Source organism: Burkholderia sp. L-4 (assembly GCF_056856535.1).
This window is the reverse complement of sequence record NZ_JBXEOX010000001.1, coordinates 1,534,379-1,560,380: the sequence shown is the minus strand read 5'-3', so window position 1 is coordinate 1,560,380 and position 26,002 is coordinate 1,534,379. Positions and strand designations below refer to the sequence as shown.

Genomic DNA, 26,002 nt, shown 5'->3' with positions numbered 1-26,002 from the left:
ACCGTCAGGCCGTGAGCGGCTCGAGCGCGGCGCGCAGCGCATCGGGCAGCGGCACGGGGCGGCGTGTCTCGCGATCGACGTACACGTGCACGAAATGGCCCTGCGCGGCGGGCGACGCAGCGCCTTGCGCGAACAGCCCGACCTCGTAGCGCACGCTCGACGTGCCGAGCTTCACGACGCGCAGCCCCGCGTCGACCGACTGCGGAAACACGAGCGGCGCGAAGTAGTTGCACTGTGTCTCGACGACCAGCCCGATCGTCTGCCCGTGCTCGACGTCGAGCACGCCCGCGCGGATCAGGTACTCGTTCACGACGGTGTCGAAGTAGCTGTAGTAGACGACGTTGTTCACGTGCCCGTAGACGTCGTTGTCCATCCAGCGGGTCGTGATCGGCAGGAAGTGGCGATAGGCGTCGCGCGGACGCGGCTGCGGCTTGTCGGACATGGCGATGGCGGTCAGGACGATGGAAACGGTGAGGACGACGCGCGGCGGCCGTGCGGCACGGCACGCCGGCATGAAGCGCCACGCCGCGGCGCGGCGAATGACACCCTGCGGGCAGGCCGGCCCGTCACTGCCCCGGCCGGTCGACGAACTCGACATCGAGGCCGCGCGCACGCATCCAGTCGGCGAGCGCGAAGCCCGTACCGGCACGCCACGGACGCAGCAGCGGCGGATCGACGAGCCGGTATTCGAGCAGTTCCGGCGACAGCGACACCGTGCCCGACGCCCGCACGTGGTACGCGATGATCAGCTCGTTCTTGCGGATGAATTCGTACACGCCGACGAGCGACACGTGCTCGGCCTTCAGCGCGGTTTCCTCGAACACCTCGCGCGCGATGCCGTCCTCGGGCGTCTCGCCGTTTTCGAGGAAACCGGTGATCAGCGCGAACATCCCCTCGGGCCACGCGGCGTTGCGGGCGAGCAGGATCTGGCCGTCGAGCTCGACGATCGCGGCGACGACCGGCAGCGGGTTGTTCCAGTGCACATAGCCGCAAGTGTCGTCGGGACACGCCTGGCGGATGCGGCCGCCTTCATGTTCGGGATCGGCGCGCTCGGTCAGCGGGCTCGCGCAGCGCGGGCAGAAGCGGTAGTCGGCGGTGGTCATCGGTGAGGATCTGGCGAGCGCCGGACGGCCGCCTCCCGGCTGCCCGCGCACCCGCTCGGCGCGGGAAAGGCTTCATTCTAGCGAGTTTGCCCGCGCCGCAGACGATCCGTCCCCGCCGGCGTCAGGATTGCCGGCGCGCGCGCGCGGCGGTCGCCGCGAAGCCGGCGGCGCCCGCGAGCAGCGCGGCGACCGCGACCCACAACGCCGGCGTGAACGACCCGAAACGCGCGGCCAGCGGCGCCGCGACGAGCGGCCCGAGGATCTGCCCGATCCCGTACGACGCGGTCGCATAGCCCATCAGCCCGGCCGCGCGCTCGCCGTGCAGCCGCCGCGCCTCGCGCATCGCGAACAGCGTGATCGCGGTGAACGGCAGGCCGAGCAACGCGCTGCCCGCCGAGAAGCCGGCCGCGTTCGGCCACACGATGCCGGCCACGATGCCGAGCGCCTGCGTCGCGCAGCCGGCCGCGAGCAGCAGCCGGTTGTCCCAGTGGCCGGGCAGCCGCGCGGCCGTGATCGCGCCGACGATCAGCGCCGCGCCGAACATCGGCCAGAACAGGTCCGGCCACGGCGAGCCGGCCGGCAGCGCGGCGCGCGCGATCACCGGCAGGAACGTCGCGGTGATGATGTAGCCGAAGCCCGGCGCGCCGTACAGCACGACGAGCCACGCGGCATCGAGGCGCCGGCTTCGCACGCCGGCGGCCGGCGCCGTCGAGGCTGCCGTCGCGCCCGCGGCCGCATGCGGCACGGCAGCCGCCGAGGGTGCCGCGGGTGGCGGCACCGTGCCGAACGTGCGCCAGATCGCCACCGACAGCACGGCCGACAGCGCCGCGAAGCCCAGCCAGCCCGACGCCGCGCGCTGGCCGGCCAGCGCGCTGCCGATCAGCCCCGTCACGACGATGCCGACGCCCGGCCCCGCGTAGATCACCCCGCTCCATTCGGGTGCGTGCAGTTCGGCCAGGCGCCGCAATCCCCACTGCGACACGAACACGAACGTCCACGCGCTGACGATGCCCGCGACGAAGCGCACCGCGAGCCACACGGGCAGCAGGTGGCCGACGCCCATCGCGGCGGTCAGCAGCACGGTGGCCGCGAGCCCGAAGCGGACCATCCGCGCGGGCGCGATGCGCAGCGCCGCGCAACTGACCGCGCCGACGAAATAACCCGCGTAGTTCGCCGACGCGAGCCAGCTGCCGGCTTTCAGGCCGATCGAGCCGTCCGCGAGCATCAGCGGCAACAGCGGCGTGAACGCGAAACGGCCGACGCCGAGCACGACCGCGAGGCCGACCATGCACGCCAGCGCGGCCGCGCGGGCAAGGCGGTCGGCCTGGTCGGACGAAAGGACGCCGGCAGCGGCGGTCGAGGCATCGAAGCGGGACATGGCGGCAACGGCCGGCACTGAGCGCGCCGGCCGGATCGGAAACCGGAATGCGGCCATCGTAGCTTGACCAAACGTTCTTGAAAAATGAATAATCAAGAATCGACTCATCCCTCGGAGAGAATCATGGACCTGGCCGCGCTGGCGATTTTCCGGGCGGTCGTGCGCGAGAACGGCGTGACGCGCGCGGCGGCCAAGCTCAATCGCGTGCAGTCGAACGTCACCACGCGCATCAAGCAGCTCGAGGAAGAACTCGGCGCCGCGCTGTTCGTGCGCGACGGACGCCGGCTCGTGCTGACGCCGGCCGGGCAGACGCTGCTGCCGTATGCGGAGCGCCTGCTCGCGCTCGCCGACGAGGCGCGCGACGCGGTGCGCGAGGACACGCCACGCGGCCGGCTGCGGCTCGGCACGATGGAAAGCACGGCCGCGAGCCGACTGCCGGCTCTCCTCGCGCGCTATCACCACGCGTGGCCCGACGTGTCGCTCGAACTGGTGACGGGCACGACGGGCTGGCTGATCGACCGGGTGCGCGACTTCGAGATCGATGCCGCGCTGTTCGCGCGCCCGCCCGAACCGGGCGGGCTGCCCGACACGTTCGAGACGGTGCCGGTCTTCCGCGAGGATCTCGTGCTGCTGACGCCGCGCGGCCATCCGCCGGTGCGCACGCCGCGCGACGTGATCCTGCCGACGCTGATCGCGTTCGAGCGCGGCTGCACGTACCGCAAGTACGTCGAGCGATGGTATGCGGCGCACGGCATGAAGCCCGCGCGCGTGCTCGAACTCGGCTCGTACCATGCGATCGTCGCGTGCGTCGCGGCCGGCGCCGGCGTCGCGGTCGCGCCGCGTTCGGTGCTCGACCTGCAGCCGGAAACCGGCAACATCGCCGCGCACACGATTCCCGAACTCGAAGGCATCGACACGCTGCTCGCGTGGCGACAGGGTTATGCGTCGGCGGCGCTCGCCGCGCTGCGCGATGCGCTCACCGAGGCCGCGCGGCCGCCCGGCGACGCGACGAAGCCGCCGGCGATCGTGACGGCCTGACCGGTGCGCGCGTCGCCGCATCGATCGACGTGCGCAAACGAAACGACCCGACCGGCATCCGCCGATCGGGTCGTTGTTTCATTCACGCGATGCCGTCAGCGCAACGGCATCGCACCGGTCGCATGACGATCAGAGCCGCTCTTCGACCCAGCCCTTCACGCCGGCCAGCGCGCCCGGCAGGTTCGCCGGCTCGGTGCCGCCCGCCTGCGCCATGTCCGGACGGCCGCCGCCCTTGCCGCCGACCTGCTGCGCGACGAAGTTCACGAGTTCGCCGGCCTTGACCTTCTTGCTCGCGTCCGGCGTGACGCCCGCGATCAGGCTGACCTTGCCGCCTTCGACGGCCGCCAGCACGATCGCCGCGCTCTTCAGCTTGTCCTTCAGCTTGTCGACCGTTTCGCGCAGCGTCTTCGCGTCGGCGCCGTCGAGCGTCGCGGCCAGCACGTACACGCCGCCGACTTCGACGGCCTGCTGTGCGAGCTCGTCGCCCTGGCTCGATGCGAGCTTCGACTTCAGCGCGCCCAGCTCCTTCTCGAGCGACTTCACCTGGTCCTGCACCTGCGCGATGCGCTGCGTGAGTTCCGACGGCTGCGCCTTCAGCGCGGCCGCCGCTTCGTTCACGCGCGCGTCGAGCTCCTGCACGTAGCGCACCGCGTTGTCGCCGGTGATTGCCTCGACGCGGCGGATGCCGGCCGCGACGCCGCCTTCGACGACGATCTTGAAGAGCCCGATGTCGCCGGTGCGGTGCACGTGCGTGCCGCCGCAGAGTTCGCGCGAGAAACCGAGATCGAGCACGCGCACTTCATCGCCGTACTTCTCGCCGAACAGCGCCATCGCGCCGCCCTTCACCGCTTCGTCGTACGGCATCACGCGCACGATGCCCGGCGCGTTGGCCAGGATCTCGTTGTTGACGATCTGCTCGACGCGACGGATTTCGTCGTCGGTCATCGGCGCGTTGTGCGCGAAGTCGAAGCGGGTCTTTTCCGCGTCGACCAGCGAACCCTTCTGCTGCACGTGCGCGCCGAGCACTTCGCGCAGCGCCTTGTGCATCAGGTGGGTGGCCGAGTGGTTGCGCTGCGTGCGGGCACGGCGATGCGCGTCGATTTCCGCGCGCAGCACGTCGCCGACCTTCAGCGTGCCCTGCTCCAGCGTGCCGTGATGGCCGATCACGTCGGCCTGCACCTTCAGCGTGTCGGCCACCGCGAAGCGCGTCGCGGCGTTCGCGAGCACGCCCTGGTCGCCGACCTGGCCGCCCGATTCCGCGTAGAACGGCGTGTGGTCGAGCACGACGACCGCATCCTGGCCGGCCTTCACTTCGTTGACGGCCGAACCGTCGACATACAGCGCGACGACCTTCGCGTCGTCGAACGCGATGTCCTCGTAGCCGTGGAACGTGGTTTTCGCGCCCGAGTATTCGAGGCCCTGCGCGGCCTTGAACTTGCCGGCCGCGCGCGCCTGTTCGCGCTGGCGCGCCATCGCGTCGTCGAATGCCGGCTCGTCGACCGTCATCCCGCGCTCGCGGCACACGTCGGCCGTGAGGTCGAGCGGGAAGCCGTAGGTGTCGTGCAGCTTGAACGCGAGTTCGCCGTCGAGCACCTTGCCGCCCTTCGCCTCGACGTCGGCCAGCGCCGCCTCGAGGATCGACATGCCGTGCTCGATGGTCTCGAAGAAGCGCTCTTCTTCCTGGCGCAGCACGTCGGTCACGCGCTGCTCGGCTTCCTTCAGCTCCGGATACGCGACGCCCATCTCGGCGACGAGGTCGGCCACCAGCTTGTGGAAGAACGAGCCCTTGCGGCCGAGCTTGTAGCCGTGGCGGATCGCGCGGCGCACGATCCGGCGCAGCACGTAGCCGCGGCCTTCGTTGCCGGGGATCACGCCGTCGACGATCAGGAACGAGCATGCGCGGATGTGATCGGCGATCACCTTCAGCGAGTTGTTCGTGAGGTCGCTGATCTCGGTCACGCGCGCGGCGGCCTTGATCAGGTTCTGGAACAGGTCGATCTCGTAGTTGCTGTGCACGTGCTGCAGCACGGCGGCGAGACGCTCGAGGCCCATGCCGGTGTCGACCGACTGCTTCGGCAGGCGCGTCATGTTGCCCTGCGCGTCGCGGTTGAACTGCATGAACACGAGGTTCCAGATCTCGATGTAGCGGTCGCCGTCTTCTTCGGGCGACCCCGGCGGGCCGCCCCACACGTCCGGGCCGTGGTCGTAGAAGATTTCGGTGCACGGGCCGCACGGGCCGGTGTCGCCCATCGTCCAGAAGTTGTCCGACGCGTAGCGCGCGCCCTTGTTGTCGCCGATGCGGATGATGCGCTCGGTCGGCACGCCGACTTCCTTCGCCCAGATGTCGTACGCCTCGTCGTCTTCCTGGTAGACGGTGACCCACAGCTTGTCCTTCGGCAGCTGGTAGACCGTGGTCAGCAGCTCCCACGCGAACTTGATCGCGTCGTGCTTGAAGTAGTCGCCGAACGAGAAGTTGCCGAGCATCTCGAAGAACGTGTGGTGGCGCGCCGTGTAGCCGACGTTCTCGAGGTCGTTGTGCTTGCCGCCCGCGCGCACGCTGCGCTGCGCCGTCGTGGCGCGCGAGTACGGGCGCGGGTCCGTGCCGAGGAAGACGTCCTTGAACTGGACCATGCCCGAGTTCGTGAACATCAGCGTGGGGTCGTTACCGGGCACGAGGCTCGACGAGCGGACGATCGTATGGCCCTTCGATTCGAAGAATTTGAGGAATTTCTCGCGGATTTCGGCAGCTTTCATGGCGTGCGGGGACAGTCTGGCAAAGACGGCTTCAAAACGCCGGCGCCCTTGACGGGCGCGCGACGGCATGGATTCGGAAACGATCGATTATACGGGATCGGGGCCGGCTTCCGGGCAAAGCGCCGGCAAAGCGGCTCGGCCATCCGGACGGCCCGGCTGGGCCACCCGCGCGGCCGATTCGCCTTAAGATGCTCGGCATGCCAATCGGCCTTGCCCGACAAGGCAGGCCAGCCATGAAAGGAGACGATTCGACGATGGGTGCCCTGAGCCATATCCGCGTGCTGGACCTCACCCGCGTGCTCGCGGGCCCGTGGTGCGCGCAGACCCTTGCCGACTTCGGCGCGGACGTGATCAAGGTCGAGCGCCCGGGCGCCGGCGACGACACGCGCCACTGGGGGCCGCCGTACCTGAAGGACGCGGACGGCGCGGATACCGCCGAGGCCGCGTACTACCTCGCGGCGAACCGCAACAAGCGCTCGGTGACGATCGACATCGCGACGCCCGAAGGCCAGCAGATCGTGCGCGAGCTCGCCGCGCAAAGCGACGTCGTGCTCGAGAACTACAAGGTCGGCCAGTTGAAGAAATACGGGCTCGATTACGCGTCGCTGCGCGCGGTGAAGCCCGATCTCGTCTACTGCTCGGTCACCGGCTTCGGCCAGACGGGCCCGTACGCGCACCGCGCGGGCTACGACTTCATCGTGCAGGGGATCGGCGGCTTCATGAGCATCACCGGCGAGCGCGACGGCGAGCCGGGCGGCGGCCCGCAAAAGGCCGGCGTCGCGATCGCCGATCTCGCGACGGGCCTTTATTCGACGATCGCGGTGCTCGCCGCGCTCGCGCACCGCGACCGCACCGGCGAAGGCCAGTACATCGACATGGCGCTGCTCGACGTGCAGGTCGCGCTGCTCGCGAACATGAACACCAACTTCCTCGCGAGCGGCAAGCCGCCGGTGCGCTGGGGCAACGCGCATCAGAACATCGTGCCGTACCAGACGTTCCAGACGCGCGACGGCTGGATCATCGTCGCGGTCGGCAACGACGGGCAGTTCCGCAAATTCGTCGAGGCCGGCGGCCGGCCCGAGCTGGCCGACGACGAGCGCTTCGCGACGAACCCGTCGCGCGTGCGCCACCGCGACACGCTGGTGCCGATCCTCGCGGAGATGGTGAAGGCGCGCGGCAAGGCCGACTGGATCGCCGTGCTCGAAGCGGCCGGCGTGCCGTGCGGCCCGATCAACGATCTCGACGAGGTGTTCGACAACGAGCAGGTGGTCGCGCGCGGGATGCAGGTATCGCTGCCGCACCCGTGCGGCGCGGACGTGAAGCTCGTGCGCAACCCGATCCGGATGAGCGCGACGCCGCCCGACGCGCGCACGGCCCCGCCGCTGCTCGGCGCGCAGACCGACGACGTGCTGCGCGAGATGCTCGGCTACGACGACGCGCGGATCGCCGCGTTGAAGGCGAAGCAGGCGATCTGACGCGCCGGGCTCGCGCGGCGGCGGCTCGCCCGCCTACCGCGCGAGCGCGTCGAGCCAGCCGCGGGCGGCCGGCCAGTCGCCGAGCCCGCTGTCCGCGTTGAGGTGGCCGCGCGGGCCGATGTCACGGAATTCGCTGCCCCACGCGTGCGCGCAGCCGCGCGCGAACGCGAGCGACCCGTACGGATCGTCGCTGCTTGCGACGACGCAGGTCGGAAACGGCAGCCGCTCGCGCGGCACCGGGCCGAAGCCGTGCGCGTCGGCCGGAAACGCCGGTCCGGCGGGATCGGGCAACGCGACCAGCAGCGCGCCGCGCACTTTCGCGAGCGCGGCCGGACGCGCATAGCGCGTCGCCCACCACGCGGCGGTCAGCGTGCCGAGGCTGTGGGCGGCGATCACCACGGGCCCGCGCGCGGCTTCGACCGCGCGGTCGAGCGCGAGACACCAGCCGTTGCGGAACGCGCGGTCCCAGTCGGGCATCGCGACACGCGAAAAGCGCGCATCGGCACGCTCCCAGCGGCTCTGCCAGTGAAGCGGGCCGGAATTGCCGTAGCCCGGCAAGACGAAAACGAAGGGGTCGCTCATGGCAGGGTTCGTCGACGAATGGAATCGTGTGGTGGCGTCGACGAAGTGTCGCACACCCTCCTCTCCCTGATGCTGCCTGTCAAAAAACCGGAGGATGTGCGTGAGGAGCGAGCGGGCCGCGACGTCGATTCAGGCCGACGTCACGGCCGTCCTGCGTTCAGCGGACGCCGGCGCCGACCAGGCCGCCTGCCGCCGCACCGGCGACCGTGCCGACCGGGCCGCCCGTGATCAGGTAGCCGAGTGCGCCGCCCGCGGCCGCGCCGATCCCGGCATTACGCTGCGTATGCGTCATCGCGCATGCGCCGAGTTGCGACAGGGCCGCGACGATCACCGCGGTACGAACGAGAAAAGTGGTCTTCTTCATCATGGTTATTGGCTTCCTCCCGCCAGGCAAAAAATACGAATGGCGGCGTTGAATCGGTAAAGCCATCATAGGAAAACCCGAACGGCGCGGGCAATCCGATTTACGTCGTGTTACAGCCGACACACACTCGATATATTGCGGCGCGCATCGCGCACGCAGGGTGCCGGACCCGCGACCCGCGCGGGACGGACCCCGGTCAGGTAGAATTACAGGATTAAACCGGCGCGACGCGCCGACACAACCTTACGCCAACCGCATGAGCACCGAACGCAACGACGCCCCCGCGGCTTCCAATTTCATCCGTAACATCATCGACGACGACAACCGCACCGGCAAATGGGGCGGACGCGTCGAGACGCGCTTCCCGCCCGAGCCGAACGGCTATCTGCACATCGGCCATGCGAAGAGCATCTGCCTGAACTTCAGCGTCGCGCGCGACTACGGCGGCGTGTGCCACCTGCGCTTCGACGACACGAACCCGGAAAAGGAAAGCGTCGAGTACGTCGATTCGATCGTCGACGCGGTGCGCTGGCTCGGTTTCGACTGGCGCAAGGACGCGGTCGATCATCAGTATTTCGCGAGCGACTACTACGACAAGCTGTACGAGTTCGCCGAGCTGCTGATCAAGCGCGGCAAGGCGTATGTCGACAGCCAGAGCGCCGACGAAATGCGCGCGAACCGCGGCTCGCTGACGGAAGGCGGCAAGCCGTCGCCGTTCCGCGACCGCACGCCGGAGGAAAACCTCGACCTGTTCCGCCGCATGAAGGCCGGCGAGTTCAAGGAAGGCGAGCACGTGCTGCGCGCGAAGATCGACATGGCTTCGCCGAACATGAACATGCGCGATCCGGTGATCTACCGGATCCGCTACGCGCACCACTACCGCACCGGCGACGCCTGGTGCGTGTATCCGATGTACGACTACACGCACTGCATCTCGGATGCGCTCGAAGGCATCACGCATTCGCTGTGCACGCTCGAATTCGAGGATCACCGCCCGCTGTACGACTGGGTGCTGAACGAACTCGCGGAAGCCGGCGTGTTCACGCGCCCGCTGCCGCAACAGATCGAATTCTCGCGCCTGAACCTCACGTACGCGATCACCAGCAAGCGCAAGCTGCTGCAGCTCGTCACCGAAGGCCACGTCGACGGCTGGGACGACCCGCGGATGCCGACGATCGTCGGCGTGCGCCGTCGCGGCTTCACGCCGGAGAGCATCCACCTGTTCTGCGAGCGGATCGGCGTGACGAAGATCGATTCGTGGATCGACATGAGCATCTTCGAGGGCGCGCTGCGCGACGACCTCGACGACAAGGCCGCGCGCACGGTCGCGGTGCTCGATCCGCTGAAGCTCGTGATCGACAACTATCCGGAAGACCTCGAGGAAGCGTGCACGGCGCCCGTGCATCCGCACCACCCGGACCGCGGCGTGCGCACGTTCCCGATCTCGCGCGAGCTGTGGATCGAGCGCGAGGATTTCGTCGAGAACCCGCCGAAGGGCTATTTCCGCCTGTTCCCGGGCAACAAGGTGCGCCTGCGCTACGGCTACGTGATCGAATGCACGGGCTTCGACAAGGACGCCGACGGCAACGTGACGGCCGTGCACTGCAACTACTTCCCGGACAGCAAGTCGGGCACCGAAGGCGCGAACACGTACAAGGTCAAGGGCAACATCCACTGGGTCAGCGCGAAGCATGCGCAGCCGGCCGAAGTGCGGATCTACGACCGCCTGTTCAAGGAGCCGCATCCGGACGCGGGCGGCGCGAACTTCCTCGAGGCGCTGAACCCCGATTCGAAGAAGATCGTGCAGGCTTATCTGGAGCCCGGTAACGGCGACATCGCGCCGGAAACGCGCCTGCAGTTCGAGCGTCACGGCTACTTCGTTGCCGACCGTGTCGATTCGAAACCGGGCAAGCCGGTGTTCAACCGGATCGTCGGGCTGCGCGACAGCTGGGGCAAGCCGGCCTGACGGCCTGCTCGGCGCGCGGCGGCGGCTTCGGGCGCCGCCCTCGCGTCACCCATAAAAAAACCGGCCCAAGCGCCGGTTTTTTTGCGCGCATCGAAACGGCCCGCCGCGGCGGGAGCCGCCGCACACGCTCATGCGCCCGCCAACCGCCGATGCAGGTCCGCCAGCGACAGCTTCGTGCGAAACAGCCGCGCGAGGCTGCGGCTCGCATATGCGTCGACGTCGCCCGGCGCGGTCCAGCGGTACGCATCCATCTCGGGAATCATCGAGCCGTCGCGACGGCTCGGGAACAGCGACGTGCACGTGCAGTGCGCGGGATCGATCTCGCCTGCGGCCACCCGCACCGCGAACAGGTGCAGATCCTTGTCGTGACGATAGGAAAACCGGCCGAGGTCGAGCAGCCGCGCCGGCGCGAGCTCGATGCCGGTTTCCTCGAGCAGCTCGCGCAGCGCGGCGTCGGCCGGCGTCTCGCCGGGCTCGCCCTGCCCCTTCGGGATATCCCAGTGCGTGGTATCCGTCGCGTGCGCGAGGAACACGCGGCCGGCCGCATCGAGAATCACGACGCCGCACGACACCGTGCGCGGCGCGCCGCCCCGCTTCATCGCGCGTGTGCTCAGCGCTTCTGCAGCTGCCACTTGCCCGTGGCCGTCTTGCAGTAGACGGGCTTGAGCGTCATCGTCTGGCCCTTCGCGGTGATGTCGGTGGTGATTTCGCGGCAGGTCTTGCCGTCCGTCTCGGTCGTGGTCGGCGTGAGCTTCGCGTCGATCTGCGTGCCGCGGCCGCTGCTGTGCCACGTCGTGGTTTCGCCGTCCTTGCCTTCGTCGCGCGCCTGCACGACGGCCTTCGAGAGCGACGCGCGGTCGGCGTTGCTGAAATAGCTGATCGGCGTGTCGTTCAGGAAGCTCAGGTTGTTCTGCGCATGGGCGGGCAGCATCGCGGCTGCGCACGCGGCGCCGGCCAGCACACGCGTGACGACGGAAAGGGATGCGCGCATCGACATGTTTTTCTCCTTGGATGTTCGATCGAACGGCGCGCTGCAGGCCGGCGAACCGGCCCGCAGCGCGCCCGTCAGCGAGCGAGCATAGCATGCGTGCCGGCGGCAGCGCCTTCTAGTGCCCGGCCGGCGCGGCCGTTTGCTGATATCCGTCAGTCAGCGTGCCGAGGAACGCGATCACGTCCTTGATCTCGGCCGCGTTCAGCGCCGGCTGCTCGCCGCGCTTGCGGTCGAACGGCGGCTCGCGGTTGATGTTCGGCCAGTAGCGCTTCGGCAGGTCGTCGTAGATCTGCACCTTGCCGTGCACGACCGGGTAGAACTTCTCCGGATGGATGTCGCGCTCGACGTAGAAGCGCATCACGTCCTCGAGCGTGTGATACACGCCGTTGTGGAAGAACGTCTTGCGCAGCGCGACGTTGCGCAGCGACGGCGTGCGGAACAGCCCGCAGAATTCGTCGCGGCCCTTCAGGTCGGTGCGCTCGGGACCGCACGCGCCGAGATCGTAAAAGCGCGGGTCGCGGTTGACGGGCAGCGCGCGGTTGCGCGGCACCGCGATCGCGATCAGCCCGAAATCGCTGAACTGCGGCGGGCCGCCTTCGAGCGTGCGCTGGCTGATGTGGCAACTCGCGCAGTTGCCCTTCTTCTCGTCGTTGAACAGCTGCAGGCCGTGCAGCTCGGCAGGCGTGAGCCGCGCGCGGCCGGCCAGATACGCGTCGTACTTGCTCGTGTACGGATCGAACAGCGCCGGCTGCTGCTGGAATGCGTCGAGCGCGCGCAGCACGGCATCGAACGTTGCCCGATCGTCGCCGAGGACCTGATCGCCGAACGCCTTGCGGAACGCGTCGGCATACGGCGCGGCGCGAACCGCCTTCGCCACCCGTGCGGGCGAGCTGCTCATCTCGAACGGCGACGTGAGCGGAATGCGCGCCTGCGCGTCGCGCGTGTCGACACGGCCGTCCCAGGTCAGGCCGCCGGTCGGACCCGCGTCGATGCTTTCATCGCCTTCGTCCGGCGAATCGTGAAAGTGCTCGCTGAACGGAGGAATGCCGCGCAGGTATTTCAGCGACGGCACCGCGCGAAAACCGCTACGGTGCATGTCGTCGCCGCCGAGCTGCACCGACAACGCGTTCGGCGGCCCGAACGCATGCTCGGCGCTATGGCACGACGCACAGGCGAGCTTGCCGGACCCGGACAGCGACGGATCGAAGAACAGTTGCTTGCCGAGTGCCGTCATCTGCTTCACGCCCTCGAACACCTGCGCGCGCGTCTGCGGCTGGCTGGCTGGCGCGACCGCCGGGCCGGCCGACGCGGCCTGAGCCGCCGGTACGACGGACGCGGCCGACGCGGTCGTGCCGGGCCGCGCATCGCAACCGGCGAGCGCCGCGAGTCCGCCCACGAGTGCCAGCGCGGCCGCGGCGGAGATCAGCGATCGCGCGGACGCGAGGGATTTCAGAAGGGTGTGCATCGTCGTTGTTCTGGTAGCGGTGGGCGATCGGCCGGAGCTTATGTCAGTTCCATGACCGTTCAATGACGTTCCACCGACAGTCAATTGAAAGCGCGCCTACACCCGGCTGTCAAATCGGTTCCAGATAATGCGCGCTGCCGGGCGGTACCGCGAGGTTCGTGCGCCGGCCCTCCCGCCACCCGGTTCCCACACGCGACCAACGACGAATGAGAGAGAACATCGCATGAAGAAGCACGCCTGGATTCGCTACACGCCGATCGCCCTTGCGGCCGCGCTCAGCCTGACCGCCTGCGGCGGCGACGATGTCACGCAGCAAGGCCTGTCCGCCGTCAAGAACGTCGTCGTGATCTATGCGGAAAACCGCAGCTTCGACAACCTGTACGGCAACTTCCCGGGCGCGAACGGCCTGCAGAACGCGACGGCCGCGAACTCGGTGCAGAAGGATCGCGACGGCTCGACGATGGCGACGCTGCCGAAGATCTGGGGCGGCCTGACCGCGACCGGCATCACGCCGGCGGTCACCGAGGCGATGACGGCGAACCTGCCGAACGCGCCGTTCGCGATCGACGACCCGAAGGGCTTCAACCAGTCGATGAGCATCGCCACGCGCGACATCGTGCATCGCTTCTACCAGGACCAGATGCAGATCAACGGCGGCAAGAACGACATGTACGCCGCCTGGACCGACGCGGGCGGCCTGACGATGGGCCACTACACCGCGGATCCGTCGAAGCTGCCGCTGTGGAAGATCGCGCAGCAGTACGTGCTCGCCGACAACTTCTTCATGGGCGCGTTCGGCGGTTCGTTCCTGAACCACCAGTACCTGGTCTGCGCGTGCGCACCGTACTACCCGAACGCCGACAAGAGCCCCGCGGCCGGCAAGATCGCCGTGCTGAATGCCGACGGCAAGTCGCTGAAGGTCGCGACGAACTCGCCGGCCTCCGCGCTGAGCGGCCCGCCGAAGTTCGTCAACGACGGCGCGCTCACGCCCGACTTCTACGGCATCAACACGATGCAGCCGGCGTATCAGCCGAGCGGCAACAAGGCGGCCACGGGCGGCGACCCGCTGCTGGCCGACCCGGCGAATCCGTCGACGATGCCGCCGCAGACGGCGACCAATATCGGCGACCTGATGACCAACGCAGGCGTGTCGTGGGCCTGGTACAGCGGCGCATGGGGCCAGGCGCTGCAGGCGAGCCAGAACGGCACGTCGAACGTGATCTACGGTGCCGATCTGTCGACGCCGAACTTCCAGCCGCACCACCAGCCGTTCAACTACTTCGCGAACCAGGCGCCCGGCACCGCGAGCCGCGCGCAGCACCTGCTCGACGGCGGCGCGAACGGCGCCGAGTTCATCAAGGCGATCGACGCGGGCACGCTGCCGCAGGTCGCGTTCTACAAGCCGCAGGGCAACCTGAACGAACACCCGGGCTACACGGACGTGACCTCCGGCGACCAGCACATCGCCGACGTGATCGCGCACCTGCAGGCCAGCCCGCAATGGAAGAACATGGTTGTCGTCGTCACGTACGACGAAAACGGCGGCTTCTGGGATCATGCCGCGCCGCCGAGCGCCGACCGCTGGGGCCCGGGTACGCGCATTCCGGCACTGATCGTGTCGCCGTACGCGAAGAAGGGCTTCGTGGACCACACGCAGTACGACACGGGTTCGATCCTGCGCTTCATCACGCGCCGCTTCTCGCTGCCGCGCCTCGCGGGCCTGCAGCAGCGCGACGACGCGCTGAAGGCGAACGGCGGGCAGCCGATGGGCGACCTGACGAACGCGCTCGCGCTGTCGCCGAACCTGTAACGGGCCCGCACCGACCGGGCCGGCGGCGAAGCCGGCCCGAACGCACGAAGGGCGGCCTGCCGGCCGCCCTTCTTTCATGCATCGCGTACCCGCGCGTTACCAGCCGTACTTCAGCTCGACGCCGACGTAGTCGGCGTCGTGCCCGCCCGCCTGCCGGATCGCATCGCCGACCTGGAAATGCACGGCCTCGATCGCGCCGATCAGGTTCGCGGCGATCGTCCAGTCCGCACGCAGCTGCACGTACATCCCCGTCCACAACCCGCCCTTGCCTGCCGTGCCCGGCACGACCGCGTTGCCCTGCTGGTAGACCGCATCGCCGGTCGTCTCGCGCCACTGGAAACCGAGCGCGCCGAGCAGCGACAGGTTCGCCGACGGCTTCAACGTCACGGACGGCTTCACGTGGATCAGGTTCGAGTAACCCGTGAATCCCGCCAGCGTGAAGTAATAGCCGTTCGGAAACAGCGGGTTGAAGGTGCCGACGCGGCCGTCGTGCGGATGCCGGTCGCCCGACGCCGCATCGACCTGCAGCGCGACGCGCGGAGACCACGGCGCGTCGAGCCGGTAGCCGGCGATCGAGCCGACCGCCCACGCGCGGATCGAACTGCTGCCGACCGTGCCCGTCTGCAGCATCGTCTCGAGATCCCAGTCGAAGCGGCCCTGCGTGCCCGTGTACCGCAGGTCCCACACGTCGCGCCGCTCGGCGCCGCTCGCATCGAGAAAGCGCGCGTTGCTGCGGTTGTAGCGCGACCAGTAGCCGGACAGGTCACCGGGCCCGACCGACTGCCGCTCGAAGCGCACGCCGCTGAAGGTGAGATCGCGGTTCGACACGTCGTCGAACGCGGACACGGTGCGGTTCTGCACCGGCTGCGTCGCATACCCGATGAAACGCCACTTCCGGTACTCGTAGTCGGCCCACACCGCATCGAACGCCTGCCGCACGTTCGGGCCGTCGCGCGCGGCGATGAAGCGCTGCAGGTCGAACGCCATCTCCTGGCGGCCGACGCGGAACTTGACCGTGCCGCCGCCGAGCGCACCCGTGTAGGTCACGAAGGCCTGTTCGAGATCGAGCGGATTCTTGTCGACCGGCGAAATCGTGTTCTTGCCGAACGCGCGGTCGTCCTGCAACTGCACGAAGAATTGCCAGTGCTGGCCGAGATGCGCATCGGCATGCACTTCGACGCGCTGGATCAGGTACGTGTCCGATTGCGCGGAGCCGATGCCGAACAGCGGTGCATCGTTGGTCTCCAGGCGCTCCCGCAGGTTCACGCCGAGCGACAGATAGGCAGCCGGATCGTTGCCGAGCGGAATGTACTTCAACCCGTCGAGCGGCGCGCGCGGCACGCACGGATTCGCGAGCACCGACCAGTCTTCCTGCCAGCGATTGAACAGCACGGTCGGCCGCTTGGCCGTACAGGTCGATGCGGCGCCGTCGGCGGCCGACGTCGTGGTCGCGGCGGTTGCCGTTTCCGCGCAGGCGGCATCGGCGCCCGCGAGCAGCAAGCCCGCGACGACCGACGCCCGTGCAGCACGATCGAAGCGGCGCGCGCGACGATGCCGTTCCCGCCGCCGGCTCATGCGTGCTCCGGCTTGACGCTGCCGGCCGCTTGCGACGCGCGCAGCGCGAGCACCGCCAGCGCGCAGACGGGCGCGAGCAACGCCGGAAACCCGACGTAGCGGAACCCGAGCGCACCGCATGCCGCGCCGAGCGCGAACGCGACGATCGCCGGCAGCATCTTCGCGAAGCGCGCGCGGGCGGCCGCGCGCACGCTGTCGGCCGTGCCGGCGGACAGGATATCGACGACGTCGAGGATCGCCTGCGTGACGTTGCCGGTCATCACCGTGTTCGGCACGCCGGCGCGCGGGATCACGCGCGGATGCGCGTTCTGCACGCCCATCGCGAACGTGCCGACGATGCCGGCCACGAGCGCCGGCAGGCTGTCGGGCTGCGTGACGGGGGTCGCCCACACGCCGGCCGCGCAGAAGCCGAGCAGCAGCACGGCCTGTACCGCATGCAGCGCACGCGTACCCTGCCAGGCCGGCCGCGCGGACATCGACCGCGCGATCAGGCTGCTCGCGATCACGCCGCACACGAACGCGGGAAACACGCTGAGCTTCAGCACGACACCCTGGCCGAAGCCCGCGATGCCCGCGCCGATCAGCACGAAGTTGCCCGTCACGTGCGCGGTGAACAGCCCGAACAGCGCGACGAAGCTCAGCGTGTCGACGAAGCCGGCCACCGCGGCAAGAATCGTATCCTCGTGCTTCATCGCGCCGCGCCCGCGTGGATCTCGGCGACGTAGCCGCCCGGGAACTGCACGAGCGCCGCATCGCGGCCGTCCGACGCGAACGGCGGCACGAGCACGGTCACGCCCGCGGCCTGCGCCTGCTTCAGCGTCGCGGCGAGATCGCGCACTTCATAGCCGGTCATCTCGCGGCCGAACGGGTAGGGCAAATGGCCGTCGGTGGCGAGCACCGTCATCTTGCCGAAGCCCGATTCGATGCGGATGCGCCGGTACGTGTCGTTCGGCCGGCCGATCTCGACGCCCGGCGCGCGGCGCACGTCGGACACCACCTTGCCGTGCGAGAACGCGACGAAGTCGCGCACGAGCGTGTCGGCGCTTTCCGGCGACACGTACACGCGGTTCTCGGGCACCGTCTCCAGCGCATCGTAGTGCGGCGCTTCCGTATGCCAGTACAGCTGCATGTTCACGCCGCCCGGCCAGCGGATGATCGCGTCGCGGCCGATCGGATCGGGGAACGTGTCGACCACCACGTCCGCGCCGTGCGCGCGCGCCGACTTCATCGCGACGTCGAGATCGGTGACGAGATAACCGGTGCGCTCCGCGCAGAACGGATACGGGATCGGCGTCTTGAAGCCGAACACCGAGACCGTGCCGACCGGCGTGAGCACGAGCTGCGACATCGTCTGGCTCGGCGTGGGTGTGACCTGGAACACGCCCTGCTTCGACTTCTTGCCGCCGAAGGTCGCGACGAAGCTGTCGGTGAAGCGATCGAAGTCCTCGGGCGCCACGCACACGTGCGTCGTGTCGTACTGCGGGCCGACGGCCACGGCCGGCGTCGCGCCAGCCTTCGTGACCGGCGTCTTCGCGAATGCGACCGGCGCGACGGCGAGACCGCCCGCGATCATTGCGGCGAGCAACACGGAACGAATGGATTTCATGAAGGGTTTTCCTGGTTGTGTCATCGTCATCGAGTCGTGCGGCCGTCACCGGCCGCGTGCTTCGTATCGGCGAGCAGCGTCGCGAGCACGAGTGCCGCGATCAGTCCGAGATGCTCGAAAAAGCTGTTGAGTGCCATGAAATGCTCGGCGCCCGTGCGGTTCCAGAAATCGTTCGCCACCGCCATCGCGACCAGCGTCAGCATACCGAGGCTGCCGGCACCGAGCCAAGTGAAGCGGTTGAACACCACGCACAGCGAGCCGGCGATCTCGACCGCGATCGCGAGCGCCGCCCACAGCGCGGCCGGGTGCAGGCCGAAATGCGCCTGCTCCGCGACCGCGCCGCCGAAGTCCAGCGCCTTCGCGACGCCGCCGATCAGGTACGCGGACACCAGCGCCAGACGCACGAGCGGCAGGACCCACGGCTGCGCCAGCAGCGCACGGACCCATGCCGGGTTGCCGACGCGGCCCGGGTTGGTCGGGGTCGCCATGTCAGACCGCCCAGCACGAACAGCCGAACGCGCCCCAGAAGCCCTTTGCATCCGAGGTCGGCAACGCGCGGCCCCACGCGCCCGCATGCGCATGCCCATGCACGTTGCACGCGCTCGAACAGCCGCACGCGGCGGCCGCTGCCGCCGCACGCTGCAGCGGTGCACCGTCGCGCTGCGTCGCGCCCCAGCCGCCGTAACCGCCGTACTCGCGCACCGGCGACCAGTCGGGCATCGCGGGCGGAATCGGCGCATCGTGCGACGCGAACGGCCCCGCGCCCCACACGATCCTGCCGCCCACCACCGTCAGCAGCGCGGACGTGTCCACGATATCGTCCTCCGCGCAGGTGAAGAAATCGCGATCCGGGACCATCAGGTCGGCCAGTTGCCCGACCGCGATGCGCCCTTTTTTCCCCTCCTCGTTCGAGAACCACGTCACGTACTCGGTCCACATGCGCAGCGCGGTCTCGCGATCGAGCAGGTTGCGCCGAGGATACATCCGCAACCCGCCGACCGTCTTGCCCGTCACGAGCCACGCGAGCGACACCCACGGGTTGTACGACGCGACGCGCGTCGCGTCGGTGCCGGCCGACACCTTGAGCCCTTTCTCGAGCATCTTCGCGACCGGCGGCGTCGCCTCGGCCGCCTGCGCGCCGTAGCGTTCGACGAAGTATTCGCCCTGGTACGCCATCCGGTGCTGCACCGCGATGCCGCCGCCGAGCGCGGCGATGCGGTCCATCGATCGTTCGGAGACGGTTTCCGCATGATCGAAGAACCAATTGAGTCCGTCGAGCGGAATATCGCGGTTCACCTTCTCGAACACGTCGAGCGCACGACTGATCGTTTCGTCGTACGTCGCATGCATGCGCCACGGCCAGCGGTTCTGCGCGAGCACGCGCACGACGCCTTCGAGATCGTCTTCCATCTGTGCCGGCAAGTCCGGCCGCGCGACGCGGAAGTCCTCGAAATCGGCAGCGGAGAACACCAGCATCTCGCCCGCGCCGTTGTGGCGGAAATAGTCGGTGCCGTCGTGATACGTGACGCTCTTCGTCCAGTTCACGAAGTCTTCCTTCTCCGCGTTCGGCTTCTGCGTGAACAGGTTGTAGGCGATCCGCACCGTCATCTCGCCCGCGTCGTGCAGCTTGCGGATCACTGCGTAATCGTCGGGATAATTCTGCGAGCCGCCGCCCGCATCGATCACGCCCGTCACGCCGAGCCGGTTCAGCTCGCGCATGAAATGGCGCGTCGAGTTGTACTGGTAGTCGAACGGCAGCTTCGGCCCCTTCGCGAGCGTCGCGTAGAGGATCGTCGCGTTCGGGTTCGCCAGCAGCAGCCCGGTCGGGTTGCCCGCGTCGTCGCGCAGGATCGTGCCGCCCGGCGGCTCGGGCGTGTCCTTCGTATAGCCGACCACCCGCAATGCAGCCGCGTTCAGCAGCGCGCGGTCGTACAGGTGCAGGATGAACACCGGCGTATCGGGCGCCACCGCATTGAGTTCGTCGATCGTCGGCAGGCGCTTCTCCGCGAACTGATGCTCGGTGAAGCCGCCGACCACGCGCACCCACTGCGGCGCGGGCGTGATCGCGACCTGGCGCTTGAGCATCTCCATCGCGACGGCGAGCGAACGCACGCCGTCCCAGCGCAGCTCGAGGTTGTAGTTCAGGCCGCCGCGAATCACGTGCGTGTGGTTGTCGATCAGGCCCGGCAGCACGGTGCGGCCGTCGAGGTCGACGACCTTCGTCGCGCGACCCGCGAGCGGCACGACGTCCGCGTTGCCGCCGACCGCGACGAAGCGGCCGTCCTTGATCGCGACGGCCGTCGCGACCGGGTTCGCACGATCGAGCGTCGTGATGCGCCCGTTGTGCAGGATGAGATCGGGTTGAGTATCGGTTGCGCTCATGAAGTGTCCTCGATGCGGTCAGAAGCCGAGCCAGTGACGAACCGGCGCGATCGCCTGTGCGCCGATCAGCATGCCGCCCAGGCCGACCAGCGCGATCAGCGGCGGTGCCGGCGAGCGCACCTTGATCACGCTGTATACGACGCCGATCAGCACGCCGGCGCCCAACGAAATTAGATAAGATTCCATAACGATTTTTCTCCCGGCCGGATTAGAATCACCTGCATCGCGCGTTCCGCCTTCGCGGCACATCGCATCCGTTTCGCTTCCCTGCCATTCATTCCGACCATGCAACACCTTCCTGATCTCGAAGCCTGGGCCATCTTCGCGCGCGTCGCGGAGACCGGCTCGTTCGCGAAAGCCGCCGACCTGCTCGGCGTGTCGCAGCCGACCGTGTCGAAGGCGATCGCGCGCCTCGAAAAGCGCCTCGGCGCGATGCTGCTGTACCGCACGTCGCGCAAGCTGTCGCTCACGCCGACCGGCGAACTGCTGCGCGACCGCGCGATCCGCCTGCTTGCCGACGCCGAGCTGATCGAGAACGAAGCGTCCGCGCAGGCGCTCGAACCACACGGCCTCGTTCGCGTGAATGCGCCGATGTCGTTCGGGCTGCGCCACCTGTCGCCGGTGCTGCCCGCATTTCTCGAGCGCTATCCGCGCGTCGACATCGACCTCGTGCTCACCGATCACATCGTCGACATCGTGTCCGGCGGCTTCGACGTCGCCATCCGCATCGCCGAGCTCAACGATTCGTCGCTGCGCTCGCGCCGCCTCTGCGCGGTGCGCCGGCCGCTCGTCGCGGCGCCGGCCTACCTCGACCGGCGCGGCCGCCCCGCGCACCCGCGCGACATCGACCAGCACGTGTGCCTCACCTACACGAACCTGCCGACACCCGAGCACTGGCGCTTCCGTCACCCGGCCTCGGGCGAGGAAGTCGGCGTGTCCGTGCACGGACGCATCCGCACCAACAACGCGGACGTGATCCTTCCCGCGCTCGTCGCGGGTCACGGCCTGGCGCTGCAGCCCGAGTTCCTCGTGTGGGAGGCGATGCAGCGCGGCGAGCTCGAGGAAGTGATGAGCGACTGGAAGATCGCCGACATCAACGTGAACCTCGTCACGCCGCCCGGCATGCTGCGCGCCGCGCGCGTGACGGTACTGCTCGACTTCCTCGCGGAACACTTCTCGCACGCGCCGTGGGCATTGCCGGCAGCCTGAATGCGTGGCGGCCGATGACAGGCGATCGCCGCATCCCCCGCGGCGATCGCATCCGGCAGCCCGTTACTTCGCCGGCACCGGCGCGAGCGACTCGTGCGGCGTCGCGGTGCGCTGTGCGGCCTTGTGGACCATCGTGTAGGCGTAGTCGACCCCCATCCCGTACGCGCCCGAGTGCTCCTTCACGAGCGCCATCACCGCGTCGTACGTCTCGCGGCGCGCCCAGTCGCGCTGCCACTCGAGCACGACCTGCTGCCACGTGACGGGCACGACACCGGCCTGCACCATCCGCTGCATCGCGAAGTCGTGCGCGGCCTGCGACGTGCCGCCCGACGCGTCGGCCACCATGTAGATCTCGTAGTCGCCTTCGAGCATCGCGCACAGCGCGAACGTCGTATTGCAGACCTCGGTCCACAGGCCCGAGACGATCACCTTCTTGCGGCCGTTCGCGGCCAGCGCATCGCGTACCTTCTGGTCGTCCCACGAGTTCATCGACGTGCGTTCGAGCGTCTTCTGGTTCGGGAACACGTCGAGCAGTTCGGGATAGCTGTAGCCCGAGAAGCTGTCGCTTTCGACCGTCGTGATCGTGGTCGGAATGTCAAAGACCTTCGCGGCCTTCGCGAGCCCGACGACGTTGTTCTTCAGCGTCTGGCGATCGATCGACTGCACGCCGAACGCCATCTGCGGCTGCTGGTCGATGAAGATCAGCTGGCTGTTCTGCGGTGTCAGTACTTCGAGTTTCGGATTGCTCATGGCGCAAGGTGTCCTGTGAACGAAAAAAGGGAGGCCTGCCTCGGCCGTGAAAACGGGAGGAGCCGGAGATGCGTCGGTGCCGGATCGTCATCCGGCCCGAACATTTAATCCGCAAACGCGCGGCGCGAACACCCAAGAAATGGAATCGGTCCGATTCCGCAATCGATGCCCGATCCGGGCGACCCGCCCTTTTTTTCTTCATGTAAACCCGATACGCTTTCAAGACCTTGACGACGCGCGACGCGCCTTCGTCGGCCATCACGGGATGCCCACCATGAAACCGTATTTCCTGTCACTGCTCGCCGGCATCCTCGCCGGCGTCATCTACGGCGCACTCGGCGTGAACTCGCCGGCGCCGCCGATCATCGCGCTCACCGGCCTGCTCGGCATGCTGGCCGGCGAACAGATCCTGCCGGTCGCGCGCCGGATGCTGTCCGGCCATCGGCTGAACACCGCATGGCGCGACGCACAGTGCAGCCAGCACATGTTCGGCGCGCTGCCGGGCGGCACGACGAACGACCGCAAGCCGTCGTGACGACTCCCTTCCCTGCCGGCCGCGCATGACCAACGTCGAACTGTTCCATTACCTGCTGTTGTTGATCTGCGGTGCGGGCGCGCTCACGTGGCTCGCCGAGCGCATCTCGATTCCACCGGCCGTCGTGCTGCTGCTCGGCGGCTGCGCGATCGCGATCGCCGGCAAGCGCGTGCCCGACATGGACCCGGCGCTGCTGCTCGCGGCCGTCCTGCCGCCGCTGCTGATGTCGAGCGGGTTCTACACCGCGTGGAAGGAGTTCCGGGAGCAACTCGCATCGATCGCGTCGCTCGCGCTCGGCGCGGTGGCGTTCACGACCGTCGCGGTCGCACTCGCCGTGCATGCCGCGAACCCCGATCTGCCCTGGGCCGCGTGCTTCACACTCGGCGCGATCGTGTCGCCGCCGGACGCGGTCGCCGCGAAGGCGATCCTGCAGCGCCACCCGCTGCCCGCGCGGCTCGTCGCGGTGCTCGAGGGCGAAAGCCTCGTCAACGACGCGTCGGGCCTGCTGCTGTACCAGATGGCCGTCTCGGCCGCGCTCGCCGTGTCGATCACGGCCGCGAGCGCCACCGGCCTGTTCTTCTCGCTCACGCTGATCGGCATCGCGGTCGGCCTCGCCTGCGGGCATGCGATGTGCTGGGTGCTGCCGCGCCTGCGCGACCCGATGCTCGGCATCGTCGTGACCTTCGCGATGGCGTGGGGCAGCTATGGCGTCGCGGAAGCCGTCGACGGCTCGGGCGTGCTGTCGGTCGTCACCTGCGGCCTGGTGCTCGGCGTGCGCCAGCACCGCGTGTTCGACGCCGACATGCGGATCAAGGCAAAGGCGACGTGGGAAGCGATCGTGTTCGTGCTCGACGCGCTCGTGTTCATCCTGATCGGTCTCGCGGTGCACGCGATCCTCGCGCGCGTGAACCACGAAGGCGCGGTGCTGATGGCCGGCCTGCGCGTCGCGCTGCCCGCCACCGCCGCCGCGATCGGCGCGCGCGTCGTGTGGGTATTCGCCGCGATGTGGCTGCCGGGCCGCCTGCGCGCGCCGCGCGCCGGGCATGCGCCGTGGTCGTGGCGCGAGGCCGTCGTGCTCGGCTGGTCGGGCATGCGCGGCGTCGTGAGTCTCGCGGCCGCGGTCGCGCTGCCGGCCAACTTCCCCGGCCGCGACCTGATCCTGTTCAGCACGTTCCTGCTGATCATCGCGACGCTCGTCGTGCAAGGCGGCACGCTTGCGCCGCTGATCCGCGTGCTGAAGCTGCGCCCGGCCGCGCGCCGCACGATGTCCGAGCATGCGGTGCGCGCGCACACCTTCGGCGCGGCGCTCGCCGAGCTCGACGCACGCGAGCAGCGCGGGTCGGATCTCGAGCGTCCGTCGCTCGACCGCCTGCTCGCCGAATACCGCAACCGCGTCACGTTCAACGAACGCGCGCACCGGCAAGGCGCCGAGCCCGCCGGCGTGCGCACGCGCATGCTGCGCGTGGAGCTCGAACTCGTCGGCGTGTCGCGCGGCGCGCTGCTCGACCTGCACCGCGACGGCAAGGTCGACGACGCGGTGCTGCACCGCATAGAATCGGAGCTCGATTTCGAGGAACTGCGGCTGCAGCGGCTGCTCGAACCGTAACGCCCGGCCGGCCACGCCGCCGGCCCGCCCCCTTTCCCCACCTGGAACTGCAATGAGCGAACTGTCCGTCGAAGCGAGCATCGGCTCGGTCGATTACCTCGTCCACTTCAGCGATGGCGTCCATCAGTGGCGTGCCGACGAACCGGCTGCGCTCGGCGGCGGCGACGCGGCGCCGACACCCGTCGCGCTGCTGTTGTCGAGCCTCGGCGCGTGCACCGCGATCACGCTGAAGATGTACGCGCAACGCAAGGGCTGGCCGCTCGCCGAAGTGCACGTGAAGCTCGCGCACGAATCGGGCGGCGCGGGCAGCACGATCGTGCGCCGCATCACGCTCGACGGCGACCTGACCGACGAGCAGCGCGACCGCCTGCTGCAGATCGCGAACGCGTGCCCGGTCCACAAGATCCTCACGCACCCGATCACGATCGACACGGCGATCGCCTGATCGCCTGTCGCACCGACCACGAGCATCCCCCCACCATGTCCGCCTCGATCAAGACCCTGCTCACGCCGCGCGAAAGCGACATCGGCAACCTCGTCGTGCGCCGCGTGCTGCCCGCGCGCGCCGCGCGCCTCGTCGGCCCGTTCATCTTCTTCGACGAAATGGGCCCGGCCGTGCTGCCGGGCGGCCGCGGCATCGACGTACTGCCGCATCCGCACATCGGGCTCGCGACGGTCACCTACCTGTTCGACGGCTCGCTGATGCATCACGACAGCCTCGGCTTCCGGCAAAAGATCGTGCCGGGCGACGTGAACTGGATGACGGCCGGTCGCGGCATCGTGCATTCGGAACGCTCGCCCGACGAGGATCGGCCGCGCGAGCAGCCGGTCCACGGGATCCAGACCTGGGTCGCGCTGCCGGTCGAACATGAAGACACCGCGCCCGCGTTCGTGCACCACGCGGCCGACACGCTGCCGTCGTTCACGCGCGACGGCGCGAACGTGCGCGTGATCGCGGGCACCGCGTTCGGGCTGGCGTCGCCGGTCGCCGTATTCTCGCCGACGCTTTATGCGTATGCGGAATTCACGCCGGGCGGCCGGCTCGCGCTCGATGCGGAGCATGACGAGCGCGGCGTCTATCTCGTCGACGGCGATCTCACCGTCGACGGCACGCCGCTCGCCGCGGCGACGATGGCCGTGCTCGAACCGGGCGCGACCGTCGCGCTCGCGAGCGCGAACGGCGCGCGCGTGATGCTGCTCGGCGGTGCGCACCTGCCGGGCGAGCGTTTCATCGAATGGAATTTCGTCTCGAGCGCGCGCGCGAAGATCGATGCGGCCCGCGCGGCATGGGCCGATCAAACCTTCGGCAAGGTGCCGGGCGAGGAACACGAATGGACGCGCCAGCCGGCGCGCAAGGCGCAATAGGCAGGATCGGCAGGACCGCCTGAGAGGAAGCGACGGCCGGCACCCACG

25 protein-coding genes are annotated in these 26,002 nt (G+C 68.9%); 9 read left to right on the top strand and 16 right to left on the bottom strand.

Going from position 1 to position 26,002, the window contains the following annotated elements; genetic code table 11:
• Nucleotides 1-4: 4 nt before the first annotated feature.
• From AC1VVG_RS07300 to AC1VVG_RS07290, 3 genes are all read right to left on the bottom strand, one after another.
• Entirely contained in the window at nucleotides 5-442 is a 438-nt protein-coding gene (locus AC1VVG_RS07300) for an acyl-CoA thioesterase (protein ID WP_034191208.1), read from the bottom strand.
• Nucleotides 443-566: 124 nt separating this feature from the next.
• Complete coding sequence (locus tag AC1VVG_RS07295) at nucleotides 567-1,103, bottom strand: NUDIX domain-containing protein (protein ID WP_034191194.1); 537 nt, start codon at nucleotides 1,101-1,103, stop codon at nucleotides 567-569.
• Nucleotides 1,104-1,224: 121 nt separating this feature from the next.
• Complete coding sequence (locus AC1VVG_RS07290; protein ID WP_482835439.1) at nucleotides 1,225-2,481, bottom strand: YbfB/YjiJ family MFS transporter; 1,257 nt, start codon at nucleotides 2,479-2,481, stop codon at nucleotides 1,225-1,227.
• 123 nt (nucleotides 2,482-2,604) lie between these two features.
• On the opposite strand from AC1VVG_RS07290, the gene AC1VVG_RS07285 reads away from it, so the two are divergent.
• A complete protein-coding gene (locus tag AC1VVG_RS07285; RefSeq protein WP_482835438.1) occupies nucleotides 2,605-3,519 on the top strand; it encodes a LysR family transcriptional regulator in 915 nt (304 codons plus the stop codon).
• Nucleotides 3,520-3,648: 129 nt separating this feature from the next.
• On the opposite strand, the gene alaS is transcribed toward AC1VVG_RS07285, so the two are convergent.
• Nucleotides 3,649-6,273 carry an alanine--tRNA ligase gene (alaS, locus tag AC1VVG_RS07280; RefSeq protein WP_034191197.1) on the bottom strand — a complete coding sequence of 875 codons (2,625 nt, stop codon included), beginning with the start codon at nucleotides 6,271-6,273 and terminating at the stop codon, nucleotides 3,649-3,651.
• 254 nt (nucleotides 6,274-6,527) lie between these two features.
• Between alaS and AC1VVG_RS07275 the strand changes: the two genes are divergently transcribed.
• Nucleotides 6,528-7,748 carry a CaiB/BaiF CoA transferase family protein gene (locus tag AC1VVG_RS07275; protein WP_482835437.1) on the top strand — a complete coding sequence of 407 codons (1,221 nt, stop codon included), beginning with the start codon at nucleotides 6,528-6,530 and terminating at the stop codon, nucleotides 7,746-7,748.
• Nucleotides 7,749-7,781: 33 nt separating this feature from the next.
• On the opposite strand, the gene AC1VVG_RS07270 is transcribed toward AC1VVG_RS07275, so the two are convergent.
• Together AC1VVG_RS07270 and AC1VVG_RS07265 are read right to left on the bottom strand one after the other, a co-directional pair.
• Nucleotides 7,782-8,330 (bottom strand): RBBP9/YdeN family alpha/beta hydrolase, encoded by a 549-nt coding sequence (locus tag AC1VVG_RS07270; RefSeq protein WP_034191199.1) that lies wholly within the window; start codon nucleotides 8,328-8,330, stop codon nucleotides 7,782-7,784.
• Nucleotides 8,331-8,487: 157 nt separating this feature from the next.
• A complete protein-coding gene (locus AC1VVG_RS07265; protein ID WP_006497729.1) occupies nucleotides 8,488-8,697 on the bottom strand; it encodes an ornithine acetyltransferase in 210 nt (69 codons plus the stop codon).
• 253 nt (nucleotides 8,698-8,950) lie between these two features.
• Between AC1VVG_RS07265 and AC1VVG_RS07260 the strand changes: the two genes are divergently transcribed.
• Nucleotides 8,951-10,660: a glutamine--tRNA ligase/YqeY domain fusion protein gene (locus AC1VVG_RS07260; RefSeq protein WP_034191200.1), complete on the top strand. Its 1,710-nt coding sequence runs from the start codon at nucleotides 8,951-8,953 to the stop codon at nucleotides 10,658-10,660.
• Nucleotides 10,661-10,788: 128 nt separating this feature from the next.
• Here the strand turns inward: AC1VVG_RS07260 and AC1VVG_RS07255 are convergent, their stop codons facing one another.
• The 3 genes from AC1VVG_RS07255 to AC1VVG_RS07245 all read right to left on the bottom strand — a co-directional run bounded on the left by AC1VVG_RS07255 (nucleotide 10,789) and on the right by AC1VVG_RS07245 (nucleotide 13,116).
• Complete coding sequence (locus AC1VVG_RS07255; protein WP_049035811.1) at nucleotides 10,789-11,259, bottom strand: NUDIX hydrolase; 471 nt, start codon at nucleotides 11,257-11,259, stop codon at nucleotides 10,789-10,791.
• A gap of 11 nt (nucleotides 11,260-11,270) precedes the next feature.
• Complete coding sequence (locus AC1VVG_RS07250) at nucleotides 11,271-11,657, bottom strand: hypothetical protein (protein ID WP_482835436.1); 387 nt, start codon at nucleotides 11,655-11,657, stop codon at nucleotides 11,271-11,273.
• Between the two features lie 109 nt (nucleotides 11,658-11,766).
• Nucleotides 11,767-13,116 carry a cytochrome-c peroxidase gene (locus AC1VVG_RS07245; protein WP_482835435.1) on the bottom strand — a complete coding sequence of 450 codons (1,350 nt, stop codon included), beginning with the start codon at nucleotides 13,114-13,116 and terminating at the stop codon, nucleotides 11,767-11,769.
• 223 nt (nucleotides 13,117-13,339) lie between these two features.
• Between AC1VVG_RS07245 and AC1VVG_RS07240 the strand changes: the two genes are divergently transcribed.
• Nucleotides 13,340-14,926, top strand: a complete 1,587-nt coding sequence (locus tag AC1VVG_RS07240; RefSeq protein ID WP_059557001.1) for an acid phosphatase — start codon at nucleotides 13,340-13,342, stop codon at nucleotides 14,924-14,926.
• Between the two features lie 96 nt (nucleotides 14,927-15,022).
• On the opposite strand, the gene AC1VVG_RS07235 is transcribed toward AC1VVG_RS07240, so the two are convergent.
• Genes AC1VVG_RS07235 through AC1VVG_RS07210 form a run of 6 tightly spaced genes read right to left on the bottom strand, consistent with a single transcriptional unit; the run spans nucleotide 15,023 to nucleotide 20,675 of the window.
• Nucleotides 15,023-16,501: an alginate export family protein gene (locus AC1VVG_RS07235; protein ID WP_482835434.1), complete on the bottom strand. Its 1,479-nt coding sequence runs from the start codon at nucleotides 16,499-16,501 to the stop codon at nucleotides 15,023-15,025.
• Entirely contained in the window at nucleotides 16,498-17,193 is a 696-nt protein-coding gene (locus AC1VVG_RS07230; RefSeq protein WP_226227150.1) for a YoaK family protein, read from the bottom strand. Before AC1VVG_RS07230 ends, AC1VVG_RS07235 begins: the two co-directional genes overlap by 4 nt.
• Nucleotides 17,190-18,107, bottom strand: coding sequence for a glyoxalase (locus AC1VVG_RS07225; RefSeq protein WP_069245619.1), 918 nt, complete (start codon nucleotides 18,105-18,107; stop codon nucleotides 17,190-17,192). The genes AC1VVG_RS07230 and AC1VVG_RS07225 overlap by 4 nt, the downstream gene beginning before the upstream one ends.
• A gap of 26 nt (nucleotides 18,108-18,133) precedes the next feature.
• Nucleotides 18,134-18,595 carry a DoxX family protein gene (locus tag AC1VVG_RS07220; protein ID WP_034186746.1) on the bottom strand — a complete coding sequence of 154 codons (462 nt, stop codon included), beginning with the start codon at nucleotides 18,593-18,595 and terminating at the stop codon, nucleotides 18,134-18,136.
• A gap of 1 nt (nucleotide 18,596) precedes the next feature.
• Nucleotides 18,597-20,489 carry an amidohydrolase gene (locus AC1VVG_RS07215; protein ID WP_059557005.1) on the bottom strand — a complete coding sequence of 631 codons (1,893 nt, stop codon included), beginning with the start codon at nucleotides 20,487-20,489 and terminating at the stop codon, nucleotides 18,597-18,599.
• A gap of 18 nt (nucleotides 20,490-20,507) precedes the next feature.
• The gene (locus tag AC1VVG_RS07210; protein ID WP_034186744.1) at nucleotides 20,508-20,675 is read right to left on the bottom strand and encodes a DUF1427 family protein; all 168 of its coding nucleotides are present in this window, start codon (nucleotides 20,673-20,675) and stop codon (nucleotides 20,508-20,510) included.
• A 99-nt stretch (nucleotides 20,676-20,774) separates the two neighbouring features.
• Between AC1VVG_RS07210 and AC1VVG_RS07205 the strand changes: the two genes are divergently transcribed.
• On the top strand, nucleotides 20,775-21,698 hold the full coding sequence (locus AC1VVG_RS07205) for a LysR family transcriptional regulator (protein ID WP_034186743.1): 924 nt from the start codon (nucleotides 20,775-20,777) through the stop codon (nucleotides 21,696-21,698).
• A 63-nt stretch (nucleotides 21,699-21,761) separates the two neighbouring features.
• Here AC1VVG_RS07205 and AC1VVG_RS07200 read toward each other — a convergent pair whose 3' ends face one another.
• Nucleotides 21,762-22,448, bottom strand: a complete 687-nt coding sequence (locus AC1VVG_RS07200) for a hydrolase (RefSeq protein WP_034186742.1) — start codon at nucleotides 22,446-22,448, stop codon at nucleotides 21,762-21,764.
• Nucleotides 22,449-22,722: 274 nt separating this feature from the next.
• Between AC1VVG_RS07200 and AC1VVG_RS07195 the strand changes: the two genes are divergently transcribed.
• The 4 genes from AC1VVG_RS07195 to AC1VVG_RS07180 are packed head-to-tail and all read left to right on the top strand — an operon-like array spanning nucleotide 22,723 to nucleotide 25,954.
• A complete protein-coding gene (locus AC1VVG_RS07195; protein ID WP_034186741.1) occupies nucleotides 22,723-22,983 on the top strand; it encodes a XapX domain-containing protein in 261 nt (86 codons plus the stop codon).
• 25 nt (nucleotides 22,984-23,008) lie between these two features.
• Nucleotides 23,009-24,589 carry a cation:proton antiporter gene (locus AC1VVG_RS07190; RefSeq protein WP_482835433.1) on the top strand — a complete coding sequence of 527 codons (1,581 nt, stop codon included), beginning with the start codon at nucleotides 23,009-23,011 and terminating at the stop codon, nucleotides 24,587-24,589.
• 52 nt (nucleotides 24,590-24,641) lie between these two features.
• Nucleotides 24,642-25,034 carry an OsmC family protein gene (locus AC1VVG_RS07185; RefSeq protein WP_034186739.1) on the top strand — a complete coding sequence of 131 codons (393 nt, stop codon included), beginning with the start codon at nucleotides 24,642-24,644 and terminating at the stop codon, nucleotides 25,032-25,034.
• Nucleotides 25,035-25,069: 35 nt separating this feature from the next.
• Entirely contained in the window at nucleotides 25,070-25,954 is an 885-nt protein-coding gene (locus AC1VVG_RS07180) for a pirin family protein (RefSeq protein ID WP_482835432.1), read from the top strand.
• Nucleotides 25,955-26,002: the final 48 nt, after the last annotated feature.